We start from the raw sequence: 18783 nt of genomic DNA on the forward strand, positions 1-18783 counted from the left end.
CGCCGCCGTGGTCCTGACCGGATTCGAACCGGCGTATCCGCCTTGAGAGGGCGGCGAGTCTGCCTCTGCTCTACAGGACCCTGCTGTCCCGATCCATTCCGGCCCGATCCATTCCGGCCGGACGCAGCCCGGACGACCGGATTCGAACCGGCGTATCCGCCTTGGCAAGGCGGCGAGTCTGCCTCTGCTCTACGCCCGGGTGCGCCACGGCGATCCTAGCCACCGCCACCGGTTCGCCCCACCGAATTACGGCAGGGTCCCGGACCGAGCAGGACACCGGACCGGGCAGGACACCGGACCGGGGGCAGGTCACCGGGGCGAGGCGCCGGACCAGGACAAGGCGCCGCCCGGACGCGGCTGTTCACGGCGTCCGGTGCGGAGCCCGGCGTCGTCGGGGCCGTTCTCGGCGTCGTAGGGGTCAGTTCTGGTCCGAGCGCCGGAGGCTGAGCCGTTCTTTCTCGGACAGGCCGCCCCAGACGCCGAAGCGTTCGTCGTTGTTCAGCGCGTACTCGAGGCAGGCGGAGCGCATCTCGCACATCCCGCAGATGCGCTTTGCCTCACGCACCGAGCTGCCCGGCTCGGGAAAGAAGAAATCGGCCCCGGTCTGCGCGCACAACGCCTGCTCCTGCCAGGCGGAGTCGGCCGGGGTCATGGTGTCGGTGTGCATGTGGAGGATCGTGCCGCGCGGCGAAAAACGTTCGATCAACGTGGGATCAACGCCACGTTCCGAAGTGCCAGGCGGCTCGCCGCAGCGCATGAAAACAAAACAAACATAACCGATCACCCAGGGTAATCACCATGGTCTCTCCTGTCCGTGGTGGGAGTCCTGGCAGCGATTGTCAGTGGGCGGTGCCAGACTCGGCAGTACAGGCAACGGGACCCCTCAAAGGAGGGCACAACATGCTCACCACCCGTTTTGTCACCGGCGCTCCGAACTGGCTCGATGTCGGCACCCCCGACATCGACGGCGCCTCATCCTTCTATGGCGGCCTCTTCGGCTGGCAGTTCCAGTCCGCAGGGCCCGACGCCGGCGGCTACGGTTTCTTCCAGCTCGCCGGAAAGACCGCCGCGGGCGGTATGCAGACCACCGAGGAGCAGGGCCCGCCCTCCTGGACGGTGTACTTCCAGAGCCCCGACGCGCAGGCCACGGCCAAGGCGGCCGAGCAGGCCGGCGGCAGTGTGATCGTCCAGCCCATGGACGTCATGAGCCAGGGTCACATGGCGATCCTCGGGGACGAGGCGGGTGTGCCCTTCGGCATCTGGCAGCCCGGCCTGACCAAGGGCATCGACGTGGCGGGTGACCCGGGTTCGCTGTGCTGGGTCGAGCTCTACACCCCGGACGAGCCGGCGGCCGCGGCGTTCTACAACTCCGTGTTCGGCTGGGAGACCTCGGCCACCGCGTTCCCCGGGGGCACATACACCTGTATCAACCCCGCCGGGGCCGAGGAGTCGGACATGTTCGGCGGCGTCGTGCCGCTGGCCGACGACCCGACCGAGGCCCAGTCGGGCGCGTACTGGCTGCCGTACTTCGAGGTCACCGACACGGACGCCACCGTCCGCAAGGCCCAGGAGCTGGGCGGCACGGTCCGCATGCCCGCCACGGACCTGGAGGGCGTCGGCCGCATGGCGAAGCTCGCCGACCCGTACGGGGCACGCTTCGCGGTCATCAAGAGCGCGGTTCGGGAGAGCTGAGCGTACGAGCGAGGCCGGTGGGGCTCCTGCACGTGGGCCCCACCATCCCCTCTCCAGTCCTGCCCTGCTCCGCTGCACTCCGCCCGGAAAACGGGGAATACTCCCCAGTTCTCGGTTCGACGATATCATCAGTTCCGGGGAGCACTCCCCGGAACTTCCGAGAGGCGACACGATGAAGGTCGACGTGAACGGGCCCGATCCGGTGCGGCGGCGCGACGCGCGGCGCAACCGCGCGCTGCTGGTCGAGGCGGCCCGCGAGGTGTTCGCCGCGCAGGGCCTGGACGCGCCGCTCGATGTGATCGCACGCCGGGCCGGTGTCGGAAACGCCACGCTCTACCGGCACTTCCCCAGCCGCGCCGCGCTGGTCGACGCGGTCTTCAGCGACTCGCTCACGCAGACCATGGACGCCGGAGACCGGGCCCGCACCGCCGAGGACGCCTGGGCGGGTCTGCTGGGCTACGTCGAAGAGGTCTTCGAGGGCCTCGCCACCGACCGCGGTGCCAACGATCTGATGACCACCCACCTGGAGGGCGTCCACTCCCTCGACTCCGTGCACGCCCACAACCGGGAGACGGTGGAGGTGCTCCTGCGCCGCGGCCGCGAACAGGGCACGGTCCGCGACGATCTCACCACCGAGGACCTCCTCGTCGCGCTGGCCGTACTCGGCCGCGCCGTCCCGGCCCTCACGAGCACCGCCCCGGACGCCTGGCGCCGCCCCCTCGCCCTCCTCCTCGACGGACTGCGCGCCTCCCCCACCGCCGCCCCGCTGCCCGAGCCCTCGCTCACCCCGCCCCAACTCGGCACGTTCCTCGGCAACTTGGGACCGCACCGGGACTGACGGAGGCGAACGGAGGTAAACGGGGGCGAACCGCGGTAGGCGGGCGCAACCCAGGAGCGGTCCTACGCGGAGACCCGTCGCACCAACGTCGTCGGCAGCACCACGCCGGCCGGGCCACCGTCCGCCCCCTGCTTGCCCGTGCGGCGACCGAGGTCCCGCAGCAGCAGTCGGGCCATCAACCGGCCCATTTCCTCTATGTCCTGACGGACCGTCGTGAGCGGTGGGTCCGTCTGTTCGGCGACCGGCAGCATGTCGTCGAACCCGATCACGGCGACGTCGTCCGGCACCCGCCGCCCCCGCTCGCGCAGCACCCGCAGGGCTCCCGAGGCCGTCAGGTCGTTCGCCGCGAACACCGCGTCGACGTCCGGGCAGCGCTCCAGCAGCTCCCGCATCGCACGCTCGCCGCCCGCGGGCGTGAAGTCGCCCTCGACGACGAGCCCCGGATCGGCGTCGCCCATGACGTCCCGGAAACCGTCGAGCCGGTCGACGGCGGAGGTCTGGTCGAGGGCGCCGGTGATGTGCGCGACGCGGGTGCGGCCGAGTCCGACGAGATGGCGCACGGCCTCGCGGGCGCCGCCCCGGTTGTCGCTGTCGACGTAGACGGCCCGCCGCGCGCCGTCGCCCCAGCCGGGCCGCCCGCCGAACACGGTCGGCACGCCCGCGCCGTGGATCAGCTGCGGCAGCGGGTCGTCGAGGTGCAGCGAGAAGACGAGCGCGCCGTCGACATGGCCGCCGGCGAGATAGCGGCCGACGCGCGCGTGGTCGTCACGGCCCTCGGTGAGCAGCAGGACGAGCTGCGAGTCGTGCGCGGTCAGCTCCTTGCTGATGCCACGGAGCTGAAGGGCGAAGAAGGGGTCGGCGAAGACCCGGGTCTCCGGTTCGGCGATGACGACGGCGACGGCGTCGTGGCGCCGGGTGACCAGGCTTCGGGCGGCCTGGTTGGGGACGTAACCGAGCTCTTCGACGGCCCGTCTGACCCGCTCGACGAGCGGTTCGCGCACTCCGTCGCCGCCGTTGACGACGCGCGAGGCGGTGGCCCGTGAGACCCCGGCCCGCGCGGCCACGGCCTCCAGCGTGGGGCGCGACGCTGTCTCGGTCACCTCAGGGCTCCTCCTCGGCGGTTGCCATGAAGGATAGCCCCAGGCAGCACGCGATGAGAGCGCTCCCCGACCGACGTCCACTCCGCCGAAAGTCCATTGCGCGGGCAGTTTCCCCGGGCGAGGATCACGCCATGACCATGAGAAAGGCCCATGTCGCCTGACCGCCCGGCCACCCGCCTGGCTCCGTACGCCCGTCTCCCGCGTGTCTACCGGGACCGGCATGTCCTGCACAGCACGGTCGACGCCTACGGACGCGTCCACTGGCTGCTCACCGAGCGACCGCCCGACCCCCTCCGCGAGAATCCGTACGACGCGCTCGTCGTCACGGTCGAGGAGGGCGGGCGGCCGTACGAGACACAACTCAGTGCGGTACGAGCACGGTTCGCCCGGTTCGACGCGCTGCCGGACGGCGGCTTCGTCCTCGCGAACGCCCGCAGTCGGCGCGATGAGGAGCATGTCCAGGTGTTCGACGTCCTGGGTCGCACCTCGCACACCTTCCGCGTGGGCGACGCCATCGAGGATCTCCTGGTCGACGAGGCCGGTGACATCTGGGTCGGCTACTTCGACGAAGGCGTCTTCGGTGACGACGAGTTGAGCCGACCGGGCCTGCGACGCTGGAGCAGCGCCGGCGAACCGCTCTGGGCGTACAAGCCCGGTCCCGACCACGACGAGATCTGCGACTGCTACGCCCTGAACGTCGGCACCCGGGCTGTCTGGGCCTGTCCCTACACCGACTTCCCTCTCCTGGAGATCCGCGACAACCACGTGGTGCGCGCCCGCGCGAACCCGGTGCGGGGCGCGCACGCGTTCGCCGTCCATGCCGACCGCGTGGTGTTCCTCGGCCCCTACGGCGAACCCGACCGGATCGTCGACTGCCGTCTGACCGAGAAGACGGTGGAACAGGTCGCCCACGGCCGCCTGCTCCGCCCCGACGGCGGTGACCTCGGCAGCCACCACCGGATCGTCTGCCGGGGCCCGCGTCTCTACGTGCGGAACGAGTCCTCCAGCGACTGGGCGGTGCTGGACATCAGCGTCATCTGAAGCGCCCTCCCGGTTCCGCGGGACCCGTTGTCAGTGGCGTGCGGCATGCTGTGATCAGTGGCAGCCGTACGCCACTGACCACGGGGGAGGTTCATGTGTTCACGGGGATCGAGGATGTCGACTGGGCGTCGATGGGACACGCCTATACGGACTCGGCGACGGACGTCCCTGAGCTGCTGTGGGGTCTCGCCTCGGACGACCCTGCCCGGCGGGACATCGCGCTGGACGGGATGTACGGGGCGGTGCACCACCAGGGGGATGTGTACGACAGCACGGTCGCGTGCGTGCCGTTCCTCTTCGAGCTGGTCGCCACACCGACGGTGGCCGACCGGGGCTCGATCGTCGGACTGCTGCGCAGCATCGCGGGAGAGAAGGAGCCGGACGCGGAGGAGTTGGGCGGCGTCTTCGAGGACGAGGAGGAGGACGCCGCGTGGATCCGGCCCTTCATCGAGGCGTCGGAGCTGATCCGCGGGCGCGCCGGCTTCTTCCTCGAACTGCTGGACGACCCCGATCCGCAGTTGCGTGCGGCGCTTCCGGGCGCGCTGGCGCATCTGCACTCCGACCCGGTGCGGGTGTTCGCGGCGCTGCGCGGGCGGCTGCCCGTCGAGGAGAACCCCGAGGCCGCACGCTGCCTGGCTCGCGCGCTCGGCAGACTGTCCGTCGATCACGCGAGGACGCTCGGCGCCGAGGCGGGACCGGTGCTGCGGGACCTCGTGGACCGCACGTCCGATCCCGAGCTGCGCATGACCGCCTTGGCCCAACTGGCGCTCAGCGCACCGGACTCGCTGCCGCGGAACACCACGGAGCTGGCGTTGGAGGTGATGCGGCTGGCCTGCGAGGCCAAGCACGGCCCCGACGGGGACGCGGAAACGGAGGCGGAGCCGGAGCGGCCGCGTACGGACACGATGGTGTCGTATCTGCGGGAGCTGGAGGCCGGTCATCGCGAGAGCATCGACGCCGATGTCGCCGACGATCTCCTGGAGGACCTGCACCGGGCACTCGGCGACCGCACGGAGACACGCTTCGAGCTGCTCAACAAGCAGTTGTGCAGCCAGGACTGGGGCCAGCGCATGGCGGCCGTCCGGATGGGCGGAATGCTGCTGACGGGCTGGCGCGCGCCGAACGATCTTCCGGTGTTCCTGCTCGCGCGCCAGGTCATCGAGGAGGACGACCACCTCTCGAAGAGCGCGCTGAGCGAGCTGGGGTACGTGGCGCCGATCGCCCAGGTCGTCGGGGACATGCTCGCGGCGTGCGCAGAGGTGTGGGCCGACGAGTGGGAGCCCGTGGGGTGGCAGTGGACGCTCTTCGGCAGGACGCTCGAGGCATTGGCCCGGCAGGGGGATGCGCGGGCCGTTCCGGCGCTGGTCGAGGTGCTGGAGGAGGGCGGCGACGTCCCGGAGTATCTGGCCGGATGGATCGAGGCGATCGGTTCCGACACGGCGGCAGCACTGGAGCCGGTGCTGCACCGCAGGCTGTCCGCTCTGCCGCCCGGTGAGTGGAGCCGTGAGAAGGACCGTCTGATCGACGCGCTGCGTGTGCTCGCGCCGCCCGAGGCGTTGCCGCTCTTCCTCGGAATGCTGGAAGAGGAGTCGGGCCGCACGACACACTGGCGAGCTCTACGTGTTCTCGCGCGGTACGGACGGTCGGCTGACGGAGCGATTCCGCGCATACGGGAGTTGGTGACCGACGCCGCCCTCTCGGCCGACGCCCGGCTGGACGCGGCGGAGGCGCTCTGGGCGGTGAGCGGCGAATCCGGACCCGTGCTGCCCGTCGTACGCGAGGGACTCGACTTGGACTGGTGGTCCGGGAGGTCCGCGGCGCTGCGGATCATAGCCGCGCTCGGCCCGGCGGCCGCCCCGCTGACACCGCGCTTGCGGGAGCTGATGGCAGCCGGTGCCGGCGGTGCCCCTGCGGCCGTCGCCCTGTGGAGAGTGACCGGCGACGCCGACGGGGTGCTGATCGAGGCATGGACGGCGACCCCTGCCGGCCGCCCGGAAACGGCGGCCTGCCTGGTCGAGATGGGTCCGGCCGCGGCACCGGCACTGCCCCTCATACGCCGGGAGTTGGCATCGCCGCGCCGCCACCGCAACGACAACTCCCAAGGGAACATGCGCTACGACGTCGCCTCCGACGAGGCCCTGCTGAGGGACTGTCGCCGGCTGGTGGCGGCGCTCGACGGGTGACACGGCGCCACCACGCCCAGCCATCGACCGCCCCCGAGGCGGGTGACGATCCGGCGGACAGACCCTAGCCGTGCCCTAGCCGTCCTCGCGCTTGGCCCGGCTCGGTTGTACCCGTTTGGGCTCGCCCGGCATCTTCGGGTACTCGGGGGGATACGGCAGGTCCCCGAGACCGTGGTCGTGTTCGTCGCGGCTGGCCAGCTCCAGGAGCGCTTCGAGGGAGAAGGCGTGGTCGTCCATGTCGGCGTGCACGTCGCCGAGTTCGGCGAAGCGCTTGGGCATGGTCGCCAGGTCGAAGTCCCGGGGACGCGCTTCGGCCACCTCGTCCCAGCGCAGGGGCGCGGAGACGGGGGCGTGCGGGCGGGGCCGTACCGAATAGGCGGAGGCGATCGTGCGGTCCCGCGCTGTCTGGTTGTAATCGACGAAGATCTTCTCGCCGCGTTCCTCCTTCCACCAGGCGGTGGTCACCTGGTCGGGCATCCGGCGTTCGAGTTCGCGCCCGGCGGCGATCGCGGCCCGGCGGACCTGGGTGAAGGTCCAGCGCGGCGCGATCGGGACGAAGACGTGCAGCCCTCGGCCGCCGGACGTCTTGGGCCAGCCGCGCAGATCGCCGTACTCGTGCAGGACCTCGCGCAGCTCATGGGCGGCGCGCACGGCGTCTTCGTAGTCCGTGCCGGGCTGTGGGTCGAGGTCGATGCGGAGCTCGTCGGGGTGGTCGACGTCGTCGCGGCGCACCGGCCACGGGTGGAAGGTGAGGGTGCCGTACTGCGCGGCCCACACCACGGCCGCGACCTCGGTGGGGCACATCTCGTCGGCGGTGCGCCCGCTGGGGAAGGTGATGTGCGCGGTCGGGATCCAGTCGGGCATGTTCTTGGGCGCCCGCTTCTGGAAGAAGCTCTCGCCCGTGACGCCCTCCGGGTACCGCTCCAGGGTGGTGGGGCGGTTGCGCAGGGCGCGCAGGATGCCCTCGCCGACGGACAGGTAGTACTGGGCGAGGTCCAGCTTCGTGAAGCCGCGCTCCGGAAAGAAGATCCTGCCCGGGCTGGACAGACGTACGGTCCTCCCGGCTGCGTCGAGTTCCACCGCATCGGCCATGCGAGCCACGGTAGGCCCAGCCCGCACACCTCGCACACCGGGCGAAAGGCATCGTGTCGCCGCAGAATCGAAGCATGGATCTGCCGGTGATGCCGCCCGTGAAGCCGATGCTCGCCAAGTCCGTGGCGAAGATCCCGCCGGACATGCAGTACGAGGCGAAGTGGGACGGGTTCCGCGCGATCGTGTTCCGCGACGGCGACGAGGTCGAGCTCGGCAGCCGTACCGGCAAGACGCTGACCAGGTACTTCCCCGAGCTGGTGGCGGCGTTGCGGGAGCGGCTGCCGGAGCGCTGTGTGATGGACGGCGAGATCGTGATCGCCAGGGAGGGCCGGCTCGACTTCGACGCGCTCACCGAGCGCATCCATCCCGCGGACTCCCGGGTGCGGATGCTGGCGGAGAAGACTCCCGCCTCCTTCGTGGCCTTCGATCTGCTGGCACTGGCCGACGAGTCGCTGCTCGACGTGGCCCTCGGCGACCGGCGGGCCCTGCTGACGATGGCACTGTCCGGGGTGACGGCCCCGGTTCACGTGGCACCGGCGACGACGGACCGCGAGGTGGCACAGCGGTGGTTCGAGCAGTACGAGGGCGCGGGCCTCGACGGGGTCATCGCCAAGCCGCTCAACCTGCGCTACCGGCAGGACGAGCGGGCCATGTTCAAGATCAAGCACGAGCGCACCGCGGACGTCGTAGTCGCGGGGTACCGCCTCCACAAGAGCGGACCCGTCGTCGGTTCCCTGCTGCTCGGTCTGTACGACGACGGGGGCACCCTCCAGCACGTGGGGGTGAGCGCCGCCTTCCCGATGAAACAGCGGGCACAGCTGGTGGAGGAGCTGGAACCGCTGCGCATGGAGGACGTCGAGCGGCATCCGTGGGCGGCCTGGTCGCAGGAGTCGGCGCACGAGTCCGCGCGGCTGCCGGGCGCGCCCAGTCGGTGGTCGACGAAGAAGGACTTCTCCTGGGTGCCGCTGCGGCCCGAGCGGGTTGCGGAGGTGGCGTACGACCACATGGAGAACGGCGTGCGGTTCCGGCACACGGCCCGCTTTCGCCGCTGGCGCCCGGACCGCACCGCGGAGAGTTGCACGTACAGCCAGTTGGACGAGCCCGTCGGGTACGACCTCGCGGAGATCCTCGGCCCGCAGAACTGACGCTGTCACCCGCACAACCGACCCGCGGCCCGATCGGTCCAACAAGTGGGCTGATCGGCTCAACTCGGCACGCGCGAGCAGAAGTGGGCGGGTATGGCCACCGATGAACCTACGAGCGCACAATCGATGGCACGGGACAGGGTGGCACGTTGAGCATGCGACAGATGGCGCGGACGCGGCGCGGCGCGATGACGGCGGCGCTGCTGACCGTCGCCGCGGCGGGCTCCGTGATGACGGGCTGCTCCTCGGGCAGCAGTGCCACCGACGACGGACGCGCCCCGGCGCCGAGCCTCAGCCAAGGGCAGGAGACGGGGCCGGCCCAGAGCCCCTCCAGTACCGTCGGCGCCGGTCCCGTACTCGCCGTGAAGATCGACAATGTGAGCGCGGCACGCCCTCAGACGGGTCTCGACGCGGCGGACGTCGTCTACGCAGAGCAGGTCGAGGGCGGTCTGAGCCGGCTCATGGCCATCTACGCGAGCAAGCTGCCCAAGGCCGTCGGGCCGGTGCGCAGTGCGCGCGAGTCGGACCTTGAGCTGCTGCGCCAGTTCGACATGCCGACGCTCGCCTTCTCGGGTGCCCAGCACAAGCTGCTGCCGGTCATCGCCAAGGCACCCCTGCATGCGGTGTCGGCCGATCAGGGCTCCAGCGCGTATTACCGCAGTGCCTCCAAGGTCGCCCCCCACAACCTCTTCCTGCACCCGAAGCAGCTCATGCGTTCCGCGCCGGGGGCCGCCGCCCTCACCACCGGGTTCCACTTCGGTGCCGCCCCGGCGGGCGGCAGCCCGGAGACCTCGCGCACGGTGCGCTTCCCCGCGGCCCGCTTCACCTTCGCCTGGTCGGCGAGCAAGCACCGCTGGCTGGTGTCGATGGACGGGACACCGACGGTGACGACGGACGGGAAGCGGGTGGCGCCCGCGACCGTGGTCGTGCAGTACGTGAAGGTGCACAACTCCAAGTACCACGACGTCCTCGGCAACAACACGCCGTACACGGAGACGGTGGGCTCGGGGACGGCGAAGGTGCTGCGCGACGGCAAGGTCTTCGACGTCGACTGGAAGCGCCCGACCGCCGGCGGCGGCACGAACTTCACGACCACCGACGGTGCGCCGATGAACTTCGCGAAGGGGCAGGTGTGGGTGGTCTTCGCCAAGGCATGACGACGAAGCCATGACGGCGAACCCGTGACGACGCAACCGTGACGACGAAACCGTGACGACGAAACCGTGACCGCGGCGGGCGACGGGACTTGTCAGGCTCATCAGGCTGTCGGGCTCGTCGGGCTCGAAGGGCGGCGGGGGCTACCCGATGACCACCACTCGTGCCCACGCGGGCGGTGCGTCCGGTGTGTAGTCGGGATCGTCCTCGTCCCCCGACCCCGCTGCCGACTCCCGGGGGAACAGACCCACCACCGTCCGGCACGGTGGCCGGTCCGGCCACGGCGTCTGCCCGTCCGTCAGGACCACGACGACGTCCGGTCGGGGCTGCGCCCGGAGTGCCTTGGCGAAACCCGTGCGCAGGTCCGTGCCCCCGCCGCCCACCAGCGGTATTCCCTCGGCACGGCACAGCGCGTGCGCGACCGGGGCCGCCGCGTCGCAGGGCACCACGGTGACCAGGTCGCGGCGGCCGCCCACGGCGCGGGAGATGGCGGTGACCTCGAGAAGCGCGCTGCCCAGTTCGGCGTCACTGACCGACCCGGAGGTGTCGATGACGACGCAGACCCGCGGCGGCCTGCGCCGCAGGCTCGGCAGCACGGCGCCGGGCACCCCGGCCGAGCGCCGCGACGGACGTCCGTACGTGTAGTCCTCGCCCACGCCGGAGCTGGAGGCCGCCGAGCGGACCGCCGCGCCCAGCAACTCGCGCCAGGGCTGCGGCGGGTGGAACGCTTCGTCCGCCCACCGCCGCCACCCGTTCGGGGTGTCTCCCGGACGGGCGGTGATCCCCTGCGCCACCCGGAACCGCACCGCGTCCCGTTCCTGCGGGCTGAGGCCGTGGGCGCCGTCCGGGCCGAGGTCCCACTCCCGTTCGAGTCCGTCGGCGCCGCTTCCGCAGTCCAGCCAGGCCAGGCTGTGGGTGAGCGTCCCGAGGTGGAACTGGCGCAGGTAGTCCTCCATGAGCTGTCCCTCGGGCAGCTTCAGGAACCCTGGCGTGACGGCGCCTTCGGGCCGGAGCAGTCCGTCGCCGAACGCGTCGTCGTTGATCTCGCAGTCCGCGGCGATGTTCATACGCAGCCGTTCCCCCGGGCCGGTCAGTCCGCGCTCCCGCGCGACCCTGTCCCCGCGCCCGTGGTGGTCGCGCAGGAGGTGCGACACCTCGTGCACCCATACCCCGGCCAGTTCCTCCACCGGGGTCCGGTCCACGAATGCCGGCGAGGCGTAGCAGCGCCAGTGCCGGTCGACGGCCATCGTCGGTACGCGCCGCGACTCCACGGTGTGCAGGGCGAACAGCGCCGTGGCCAGGTAGGGCCGGACCCGGGCGGCGTGCAGCCGGGCGGCGAAGAGCTTGTCGAGGTCCAGAGTCCCCGGTGCGGGCGCGGTCATCGTCGGGCCTTCGTGGCGGCCGCGGTCCGGACCGCCGCCCGGTCCGCCCGCCGGGACAGGGACACCGCGCCGGCCAGCCGCTCGATCGCTGCCGGAACGTCCCAGTCCTCCTGGCGCAGCGAGGCGAGTGTGGTCGCGGGGACGACCACCAGGTCCGGGGCTCCGGTCTCCAGCGCCCGCACCAGGAGCGCCCATGCCGCGTCCCAACGGGACTTCTCCGGCCGCCCGCGGACCGCGGCCACCACACCGTCGAGCACGGCTTGGCGGAGGTCCCCCCGCTCGGGCAGGTCGGCACCCGCCGGGTCGGCGAGCAGTGTCTCGGGGTCCGGGAGGTCCATCCGGTCCAGGCTTGCCAGCAGTTCCAGCCCGGGACCGTCCCCCACCGTGCCCCTGACCAGCAGGGAAAGCACTTCACGGGAGGAGCCGGCCGCGGTGGCGAAGGCGATGAGGCCCAGAGTCATCTCCCAGCTTCGGGGCGACGGCCAGGGACCGCCCCGGCGCGTCTCGCTGCTGGGCAGCCGGTGCACGAGCCCGGGGCGGGCGGAGAGGAGCCCGCACACCGCGCGGCGGGCGAAGTCCACGGCCTCCGGCAACCGCTCCGGGTCGAGCCGGGGCAGTGTCGCCCGCGGCCATGTGCCCCCGAGGCCGCGCACCACGACCTCGTGGTCGTGGGTCCACTGAAGATGCACGAACCGGTTGGCCAGCGGCGGGCTCAGCTCCCAGCCGTCGGCGGCCGAGGACCGCGGATTGGCGGCAGCCACGATCCGGACCTCGGGCGGCAGTTGAAGGGCGCCGATCCGCCGCTCCAGGACGAGGCGGAGCAGGGCGGCCTGGACGGCCGGTGGCGCGGTGGACAGCTCGTCCAGGAACAGCAGCCCTCGGCCCGCCCGTACCAGTCGCACCGCCCAGTCCGGCGGAGCCATCGGGACACCCTGCTGCGCGGGGTCGTCGCCGACGATGGGCAGTCCCGAGAAGTCGGACGGCTCGTGCACGCTGGCGATCACGGTGGTCAGCGGAAGGTCCAGGGCCGCGGCGAGCTGGGTCAGGGCCGCGGTCTTGCCGATCCCCGGCTCACCCCACAGGAGCACGGGCAGGTCGGCGGCCACGGCCAGCGTCAGTGCCTCCAGCTGGATGTCGGGGCGCGGTTCGGTGCCGGCGTCACGCAGCAGCGCCAGCAACGCGCCGGCTACCTCGATCTGGGAGGCGGGGGCCGGGTCGGCAGGAGTGCCGGTCGGAACAAGCGGTGCATATGTCTGCATATTTCATCACCTTTGGGTCGTGGTGGAACGGGTGGGTGGGTGCTTGGTGGGTGGTCCGATGGGTGCTTGGTGGGTGCCCGATGGGCGCTCGGTGGGTGTGATGGGTGGCCAGGTGGGCGCAGGGGGGAAGGTCCCCGAGTCAGCGAGCGGCCGTGTGGCGCGGGTGCGCTCGGTGCCAACGGGGGCGGTCGAGGCCTGGGAGCAGACGGCCGGATCCGGGGGCAGGGCCGGTCATGCCCGCCCTGAACAGGCCGTACGTGATCCGCCGTAGCGCGGCCGCCTCGAGCTCGTCCCGTAGCGGGCCGCTGCGCAGCACCGCGTCCGGACCCAGCAGTCCCTCGACGACGTCCAGCGCACCGGCGATGTCGCCATGGATCAGGCGTTCGCGGACCCCGGTGAGGCAGTCCGGACGACGGTGGGCCTCGTCGATGGCCCGCAGGCAGGGAAGCGGCGTACCGGTCAGCGCGACCAGCAGTTCCTCCCGGCGGATCTCGGCCGGGTCGTGGTCCAGCGGCGCCAGCACCCCGTCGACCTGGCCGATACGGTGCTGGGCTCCCCGGCAGTCCACCAGGCGCGGCTGCCCGGCCCCGCCCGGTGTCAGGGAGGGACCGGCCGGGCCATGCTCCAGCGCCCGAGTGGAAGCGGTCGGCGAGTGATCCGGTACCAGGGCCGAGGCGACCAGCGGATGCAGCCGATCGACCTCGATCGAACCGGTGCGGATCAGTTCCAGGTCGGGCAGCAGCCAGGTGGCCGCGTCGGGCAGGACGGGCAGCGCGGAGACGCTGCCGTCCGTGGGCGCCGCCGCGATCCGCACACCGTGCAAACCGACGCCGTCCCTGTCCGCGAGCACGTCCAGGATCAGCCGGTCCCGGGCCCCGAGCCGCACGGCGACGGTACCGGTCGTCCGCCCCTGGGCCTGGAGCACAATCCCCGCCTCGGCCGCCCAGCGCTCCACGGCACACCCGCGCCCCCGCAGCGCGATTCCCGGCGGATCCGGGTTCTCGGGGCGGCCGTCGGCGGGCACCAGGTCGGCCCCGGACCGCACGCGCAGCTCATCGGCCCTGCGCGCGTCCCACAGATGGCGGTGCAGGTCGAGGCGGAAGCGGCGGCTGGGACGGGGGTGCGGATGCCGGCGGACAGCGGCCTCGAAGTGGGAGCGGTCGTGAGATCCGTCGTGCGGTCCGTCCCGAGATCCCTCCCGAGATCCGTCCCGGGGTCCGGCGTGCGGTGCGGCCCACATGGCGAGGCTGATCCGCTGACCGCCGTCCGCCCAGGCCGGTGGAGTCCGCACGACGAGGTGCACCGGGCCTACGCCGTCACGCTCTTGGTTGTCGTAGCGTGCCAGCGCGATGGTCAGACCCGGGCGCAGCAGCCCGTGCGGAGCGATCCTCGGCATGTGCCAGCGCAGCAGGTCGGGAGCCAGCTGGCGGAGATCGGCCCGGACCCGAGCGGCGAGGTCGTGGCCGTAAGTACGCGCCACGGAACGCAGGTTGAGATCGATATCGATGCCTGCGGCGGCGCACGCCCCCGCCCAGTCCCCGGCACGGCGGCGGGCGGTCGCAGTCTCGATCATGGTGGGCGGCACGGCGAACTGTCGCACGGGCAGCCAGAAGGAAAGGCGGGAATGCCCATTCGCGGTCTGAGTGAGCATCAGCACTCACCTTGCGCGGATGGGACCCCCATTCTGCCGACAGAGTGAGTGGTCATCGCGCGGAGCCTAGCGCCCCTGACCGTGATCTGTCAGATGTTTTCGCCTGGAGTCGCCTGGAGTCGCCTGCTGTCGCCTGATGCCGCCTGATGCCGTCTGATGCCGTCTGATGAAGGAACGCCTAGCATTGCGTGGTGAGGGGTTCCGTCGGATTGCGCAGCCCCTCCGCGGCGTCCGAGACACGCTGGATGAGGTCGAAGAACACGGTCTGCTCCTCGGCGGAGAGCGGGGCCAGGAAGACCTGGTTCATACGCGCCGTGCGCACGGTCAGCTTGCGGTGCGTACGCGTCCCCTCGTCGGTGAGGCGCAGCAGGAAGCGGCGGCCGTCCTGCGGATCGCGCACCTTGTCGAGCAGGCCCCGACGACTGAGCCGGCTGATGACCTCGGCGATGGTCGACCGGTCCAGGCCCACCCGCTCCCCCACCGTGCGCTGATCCAGTCCCGGCTCCGCGACCAGCGCGTTCAGGACCGCGAACTGCGGTGAGGTGATCTGCTCGGAGACCATCGTGTTCCACAGCAGATAGTGCGCCTGCTGGAGTCGCCGGGCGAGGTGCCCGGGGTGGGTGGTGAGGTCCACCGCGGCCATGTGCGCTCCCCCTGGGTGAGTCCGTCATTTCGTTGGTGCACTGAACGATACCGCGCATCACCGGGATGCATACAAGCGCGTCCAGGGCCGTACACCCACCGATCTCATGGAAGTCTTGACGACTAGGGCCGCTGATGGCAGCGTGAGTGAAACCTCGCAGAAATAATCAGTGCCCTGAGTAATTGAGGGTCTGGACGCTTGGAAGAGATGGGGCTTCACGGATGGACAAGGTGGTCGCCACAGCCCTGGAGGCGGTGGCCGATGTGCCGGACGGCGCGACCCTGGCGGTCGGCGGTTTCGGGCTGAGCGGTGTGCCGAACGTGCTGATCGAGGCGCTGTACGAACGCGGAGTCGGCGGTCTGGGCGTGGTGTCCAACAACTGCGGGGCGATGGAGTCCGGGCTCGCGGTGCTGCTGTCCGCCGGCCGGATCGCGCGGGTGACCGGCTCCTACATCGGGGCGAACAAGGAGTTCGCGCGGCAGTATCTGGCGGGTGAGCTGGAGGTGGAGATGATCCCCCAGGGCACGCTCGCGGAGCGGTTGCGTGCGGGTGGTGCGGGGATCCCCGCCTTCTACACCCCGGCCGGGGTCGGCACCCAGGTCGCGGACGGCGGCCTGCCCTGGCGCTACGACGGCTCCGGCGGGGTGGCGCTGGCGTCGCCGCCGAAGGAGGTGCGCGAGTTCGACGGCACCGAGTACGTGCTGGAGCGCGGCATCCGCACCGACTTCGCGCTGGTCCGGGCGGCGAAGGGCGACCGGCACGGCAACCTCGTCTTCAACAGGTCCACCCGGAACTTCAACCCCCTCGCGGCGATGGCGGGCAGGGTGACGATCGCCGAGGTGGAGGAGCTGGTCGAGCCCGGCGGGATCGACCCGGACGCGGTGCATCTGCCGGGGATCTTCGTGCAGCGGGTGGTGGCCCTCACCCCCGAACAGGCCACCGCGAAGATGATCGAGAAGCGGACGGTGAGCGGCTGATGGCGTGGACACGCGAGGAGATGGCGGCCCGTGCGGCACGCGAACTCCAGGACGGGCAGTACGTCAATCTCGGCATCGGGCTGCCGACGCTGATCCCCAACTACCTCCCGGCGGGCGTCGAGGTGATCCTGGAGTCGGAGAACGGGATCCTCGGCACCGGCCCCTACCCCACCGAGGACCAGGTCGACCCGGACCTCATCAACGCCGGCAAGGAGACCGTGACGGTCCTGCCGGGCGCCTCCTTCTTCGACTCGGCGCTGTCGTTCTCGATGATCCGGGGCGGGCACATCGACGTGGCCGTGCTCGGCGCGATGCAGGTGTCCGCGGGCGGTGACCTGGCGAACTGGGCGATCCCGGGGAAGATGATCACCGGGATCGGCGGCGCGATGGACCTGGTCCACGGTGCCCGCACCGTCATCGTCGTCATGACCCACACCGCCAAGGACGGCACCGCGAAGATCCTTCGGGAGTGCGCGCTGCCGCTCACCGGCAAGGCGTGCGTCAACCGGATCATCACCGACCTCGGCGTCCTCGACGTCACCGACGAGGGGCTGGTGCTCATCGAGACCGCGCCCGGCGTCACGGTCGAGGAGATCATCGCCAAAACCGACGCCGAGCTGACCGTCGCGGAGGGCCCGCAGTGAACACCGTGTACATCGTCGACGCCGTACGAACCCCCATCGGCCGCTACAACGGGGCGTTGGCGTCCGTCCGCCCGGACGACCTCGCCGCCCACGCCATCCGGGAACTCCTGGCCCGCACCCCCGACCTGGACCCCGCCCGGATCGAGGACGTCTACCTCGGCAACGCCAACGGCGCCGGTGAGGAGAACCGCAACGTCGCCCGCATGGCCGCCCTGCTCGCCGGCCTGCCCACCTCGGTACCCGGGGTGAGTGTCAACCGGCTGTGCGCCTCCGGACTCGAGGCCGTCATCCAGGCCGCCCGCGCGATCGCCGTCGGGGATGCCCACATCGCCCTGGCCGGCGGCGTGGAGTCCATGACCCGCGCCCCCTACGTCCTGCCCAAGAACGACCGGCCCTTCCCCGCCGGACACACCGAGCTGTACTCCACCACCCTCGGCTGGCGCATGGTCAACCCGAGGATGGACCCCCAGTGGACCGTCCCGCTCGGCGAGTCCGCCGAACTCATCGCCGACAAACACAAGATCAGCCGCGAGCAGCAGGACGCATACGCCCTCGCCTCCCACCGCAAGGCCGCCACCGCACAGGCGAACGGCCTGTTCGACGGCGAGATCACCCCGGTACCGATCCCGCAGCGCAAGGGCGACCCGGTCGTCCTCGCCGCCGACGAATCCGTCCGCCCCGACGCCTCCCTCAGCGCCATGGCCAGGCTGAAGCCCTCCTTCCGCACCACCGACGGCACGGTCACCGCGGGCAACGCCTCCCCCCTCAACGACGGCGCCGCCGCCCTCCTCCTGACCGACGAGGAAGGCCTCAAGGCCACCGGCCGTGAACCTCTCGCCCGCATCCGAGCCACCGGCGTCTCCGCGACCGACCCCCAGTACTTCGGCCTCGCCCCCGTCGAGGCCGTCACCCGCGCCCTGGCCAAAGCCGGCAAGACCTTCGCGGACCTGTCCGTCCTCGAACTGAACGAGGCCTTCGCCGCCCAGGTCCTCGGGTGCCTCGCCGAATGGCCCGAGTTCGACCCCGCGATCCTCAACCCCCAGGGCGGCGCGATCGCCCTCGGCCACCCCCTCGGCGCCTCCGGCGCCCGCCTCGCCGGCACCGTCGCCCACCAGCTCGCCCGTCAGGGCACCGGCACCGGCATCGCCACCCTCTGCATCGGCGTCGGCCAGGGCCTCGCCCTCGTCCTCGAACGATAGGAAGTCGACCATGGCCCTCACCCAGTCGGACATCGACGTCGAGATCAAGGATCTCCAGGACGCGTACGACAAGGCGGTCGCCGGCGGAGCGCTGGTTCGAAACCACCCGTCGCGCGACTACCCCCCGTACCGCAGCTCCCTGCTGCGCCACCCCAAGCAGCCGCTGGTCGCCGTCGACGGCGGCGACCCCGAGACGGTCGAGCTGTCGGGTCCGGTGTTCGGCGTCACCGACATCACCGAGCACGACAGCGACCTGACCATCCAGCACCGGGGCGAGCCGATCGGCGAACGCATGACCGTCTCGGGCCGGCTGCTCGACCGCGACGGGCGTCCCGTGCGCGGTCAGCTCATCGAGATCTGGCAGGCCAACGCCGCCGGTCGTTACGCCCATCTGCGCGAACAGCACCCGGCGCCGCTCGACCCCAACTTCACCGGTGTCGGGCGGACCCTGACGAACGATCAGGGCCGGTACAGGTTCACCACGATCAAGCCGGGCCCCTACCCGTGGGGCAACCACACGAACGCGTGGCGGCCCGCGCACATCCACTTCTCGGTCTTCGGTACGGCGTTCACCCAGCGGCTGATCACCCAGATGTACTTCCCGAGCGACCCGCTGTTCCGCTACGACCCGATCCTGCAGTCCGTGACGGACCAGGCGGCCCGCGACCGTCTGATCGCCACCTACCAGCACGATCTCTCCCAGCCCGAGTTCTCCATGGGCTACGAGTGGGACATCGTCCTCGACGGTCCCTCCGCCACCTGGATCGAGGAAGGCCGTTGAC

General features: G+C 71.3%; 17 protein-coding genes and 2 tRNA genes. 10 read left to right on the plus strand and 9 right to left on the minus strand.

Annotation, left to right across the window (positions count from 1 at the left end; all coding sequences use genetic code 11):
• Positions 1 to 8: 8 nt before the first annotated feature.
• The 3 genes from AQJ27_RS03560 to AQJ27_RS03570 form a co-directional block, all read right to left on the minus strand.
• A tRNA-Glu gene (locus AQJ27_RS03560) sits at positions 9 to 80 on the minus strand.
• Between the two features lie 47 nt (positions 81 to 127).
• A tRNA-Gly gene (locus AQJ27_RS03565) sits at positions 128 to 199 on the minus strand.
• A gap of 219 nt (positions 200 to 418) precedes the next feature.
• Complete coding sequence (locus AQJ27_RS03570; protein WP_179436804.1) at positions 419 to 667, minus strand: WhiB family transcriptional regulator; 249 nt, start codon at positions 665 to 667, stop codon at positions 419 to 421.
• 233 nt (positions 668 to 900) lie between these two features.
• On the opposite strand from AQJ27_RS03570, the gene AQJ27_RS03575 reads away from it, so the two are divergent.
• Both AQJ27_RS03575 and AQJ27_RS03580 read left to right on the plus strand, forming a co-directional pair.
• Complete coding sequence (locus AQJ27_RS03575) at positions 901 to 1692, plus strand: VOC family protein (RefSeq protein WP_067361419.1); 792 nt, start codon at positions 901 to 903, stop codon at positions 1690 to 1692.
• Between the two features lie 172 nt (positions 1693 to 1864).
• Positions 1865 to 2530, plus strand: coding sequence for a TetR/AcrR family transcriptional regulator (locus tag AQJ27_RS03580; protein WP_067361421.1), 666 nt, complete (start codon positions 1865 to 1867; stop codon positions 2528 to 2530).
• 62 nt (positions 2531 to 2592) lie between these two features.
• On the opposite strand, the gene AQJ27_RS03585 is transcribed toward AQJ27_RS03580, so the two are convergent.
• Positions 2593 to 3630 carry a LacI family DNA-binding transcriptional regulator gene (locus tag AQJ27_RS03585; RefSeq protein ID WP_067361427.1) on the minus strand — a complete coding sequence of 346 codons (1038 nt, stop codon included), beginning with the start codon at positions 3628 to 3630 and terminating at the stop codon, positions 2593 to 2595.
• Between the two features lie 150 nt (positions 3631 to 3780).
• Here AQJ27_RS03585 and AQJ27_RS03590 point away from each other — a divergent pair, with 150 nt between their 5' ends.
• Both AQJ27_RS03590 and AQJ27_RS03595 read left to right on the plus strand, forming a co-directional pair.
• Positions 3781 to 4671 (plus strand): hypothetical protein, encoded by an 891-nt coding sequence (locus tag AQJ27_RS03590; protein ID WP_067361430.1) that lies wholly within the window; start codon positions 3781 to 3783, stop codon positions 4669 to 4671.
• A 95-nt stretch (positions 4672 to 4766) separates the two neighbouring features.
• Positions 4767 to 6854 carry a HEAT repeat domain-containing protein gene (locus AQJ27_RS03595; RefSeq protein ID WP_067361433.1) on the plus strand — a complete coding sequence of 696 codons (2088 nt, stop codon included), beginning with the start codon at positions 4767 to 4769 and terminating at the stop codon, positions 6852 to 6854.
• Between the two features lie 75 nt (positions 6855 to 6929).
• Here the strand turns inward: AQJ27_RS03595 and ligD are convergent, their stop codons facing one another.
• Positions 6930 to 7946 (minus strand): non-homologous end-joining DNA ligase, encoded by a 1017-nt coding sequence (gene ligD / locus AQJ27_RS03600; protein WP_067361434.1) that lies wholly within the window; start codon positions 7944 to 7946, stop codon positions 6930 to 6932.
• 74 nt (positions 7947 to 8020) lie between these two features.
• Between ligD and AQJ27_RS03605 the strand changes: the two genes are divergently transcribed.
• Both AQJ27_RS03605 and AQJ27_RS03610 read left to right on the plus strand, forming a co-directional pair.
• Positions 8021 to 9091, plus strand: a complete 1071-nt coding sequence (locus AQJ27_RS03605) for an ATP-dependent DNA ligase (protein ID WP_067361437.1) — start codon at positions 8021 to 8023, stop codon at positions 9089 to 9091.
• 155 nt (positions 9092 to 9246) lie between these two features.
• A complete protein-coding gene (locus tag AQJ27_RS03610; protein WP_067361439.1) occupies positions 9247 to 10248 on the plus strand; it encodes a DUF3048 domain-containing protein in 1002 nt (333 codons plus the stop codon).
• Between the two features lie 141 nt (positions 10249 to 10389).
• Here AQJ27_RS03610 and AQJ27_RS03615 read toward each other — a convergent pair whose 3' ends face one another.
• From AQJ27_RS03615 to AQJ27_RS03630, 4 genes are all read right to left on the minus strand, one after another.
• A complete protein-coding gene (locus AQJ27_RS03615; protein ID WP_067361442.1) occupies positions 10390 to 11628 on the minus strand; it encodes a vWA domain-containing protein in 1239 nt (412 codons plus the stop codon).
• Positions 11625 to 12887 carry an AAA family ATPase gene (locus AQJ27_RS03620; RefSeq protein ID WP_067361444.1) on the minus strand — a complete coding sequence of 421 codons (1263 nt, stop codon included), beginning with the start codon at positions 12885 to 12887 and terminating at the stop codon, positions 11625 to 11627. Before AQJ27_RS03620 ends, AQJ27_RS03615 begins: the two co-directional genes overlap by 4 nt.
• Before the next feature lie 139 nt (positions 12888 to 13026).
• Entirely contained in the window at positions 13027 to 14538 is a 1512-nt protein-coding gene (locus AQJ27_RS03625) for a hypothetical protein (RefSeq protein ID WP_067361448.1), read from the minus strand.
• A gap of 178 nt (positions 14539 to 14716) precedes the next feature.
• Complete coding sequence (locus tag AQJ27_RS03630; RefSeq protein WP_067361451.1) at positions 14717 to 15181, minus strand: MarR family winged helix-turn-helix transcriptional regulator; 465 nt, start codon at positions 15179 to 15181, stop codon at positions 14717 to 14719.
• 221 nt (positions 15182 to 15402) lie between these two features.
• Here AQJ27_RS03630 and AQJ27_RS03635 point away from each other — a divergent pair, with 221 nt between their 5' ends.
• From AQJ27_RS03635 to pcaH, 4 genes are read left to right on the plus strand one after another with little or no spacing between them, the layout of a single operon-like run.
• A complete protein-coding gene (locus AQJ27_RS03635) occupies positions 15403 to 16158 on the plus strand; it encodes a CoA transferase subunit A (RefSeq protein WP_067361454.1) in 756 nt (251 codons plus the stop codon).
• On the plus strand, positions 16158 to 16802 hold the full coding sequence (locus AQJ27_RS03640) for a CoA transferase subunit B (protein WP_067361456.1): 645 nt from the start codon (positions 16158 to 16160) through the stop codon (positions 16800 to 16802). Before AQJ27_RS03635 ends, AQJ27_RS03640 begins: the two co-directional genes overlap by 1 nt.
• Positions 16799 to 18001: a thiolase family protein gene (locus AQJ27_RS03645; RefSeq protein ID WP_067361459.1), complete on the plus strand. Its 1203-nt coding sequence runs from the start codon at positions 16799 to 16801 to the stop codon at positions 17999 to 18001. Before AQJ27_RS03640 ends, AQJ27_RS03645 begins: the two co-directional genes overlap by 4 nt.
• 10 nt (positions 18002 to 18011) lie before the next feature.
• The gene (pcaH, locus tag AQJ27_RS03650) at positions 18012 to 18782 is read left to right on the plus strand and encodes a protocatechuate 3,4-dioxygenase subunit beta (RefSeq protein ID WP_067361462.1); all 771 of its coding nucleotides are present in this window, start codon (positions 18012 to 18014) and stop codon (positions 18780 to 18782) included.
• Position 18783 lies beyond the last annotated feature (1 nt).

The organism is Streptomyces olivochromogenes (assembly GCF_001514115.1).
Classification (GTDB): Bacteria; Actinomycetota; Actinomycetes; order Streptomycetales; family Streptomycetaceae; genus Streptomyces; species Streptomyces olivochromogenes.

Excerpts from the sequence above, each read along its gene's own strand:
- AQJ27_RS03575 (WP_067361419.1), top strand. The coding sequence starts at position 901 with ATGCTCACCACCCGTTTTGTCACCGGCGCTCCGAACTGGCTCGATGTC.
- AQJ27_RS03605 (WP_067361437.1), top strand. The coding sequence starts at position 8,021 with ATGGATCTGCCGGTGATGCCGCCCGTGAAGCCGATGCTCGCCAAGTCC.
- AQJ27_RS03640 (WP_067361456.1), top strand. The coding sequence starts at position 16,158 with ATGGCGTGGACACGCGAGGAGATGGCGGCCCGTGCGGCACGCGAACTC.
- pcaH (WP_067361462.1), top strand. The coding sequence starts at position 18,012 with ATGGCCCTCACCCAGTCGGACATCGACGTCGAGATCAAGGATCTCCAG.
- AQJ27_RS03615 (WP_067361442.1), bottom strand. The coding sequence starts at position 11,628 with ATGACCGCGCCCGCACCGGGGACTCTGGACCTCGACAAGCTCTTCGCC.
- AQJ27_RS03610 (WP_067361439.1), top strand. The coding sequence starts at position 9,247 with ATGCGACAGATGGCGCGGACGCGGCGCGGCGCGATGACGGCGGCGCTG.
- AQJ27_RS03590 (WP_067361430.1), top strand. The coding sequence starts at position 3,781 with ATGTCGCCTGACCGCCCGGCCACCCGCCTGGCTCCGTACGCCCGTCTC.
- AQJ27_RS03625 (WP_067361448.1), bottom strand. The coding sequence starts at position 14,538 with ATGCTCACTCAGACCGCGAATGGGCATTCCCGCCTTTCCTTCTGGCTG.
- AQJ27_RS03580 (WP_067361421.1), top strand. The coding sequence starts at position 1,865 with ATGAAGGTCGACGTGAACGGGCCCGATCCGGTGCGGCGGCGCGACGCG.
- AQJ27_RS03570 (WP_179436804.1), bottom strand. The coding sequence starts at position 667 with ATGCACACCGACACCATGACCCCGGCCGACTCCGCCTGGCAGGAGCAG.
- AQJ27_RS03635 (WP_067361454.1), top strand. The coding sequence starts at position 15,403 with ATGGACAAGGTGGTCGCCACAGCCCTGGAGGCGGTGGCCGATGTGCCG.
- AQJ27_RS03620 (WP_067361444.1), bottom strand. The coding sequence starts at position 12,887 with ATGCAGACATATGCACCGCTTGTTCCGACCGGCACTCCTGCCGACCCG.
- AQJ27_RS03630 (WP_067361451.1), bottom strand. The coding sequence starts at position 15,181 with ATGGCCGCGGTGGACCTCACCACCCACCCCGGGCACCTCGCCCGGCGA.
- ligD (WP_067361434.1), bottom strand. The coding sequence starts at position 7,946 with ATGGCCGATGCGGTGGAACTCGACGCAGCCGGGAGGACCGTACGTCTG.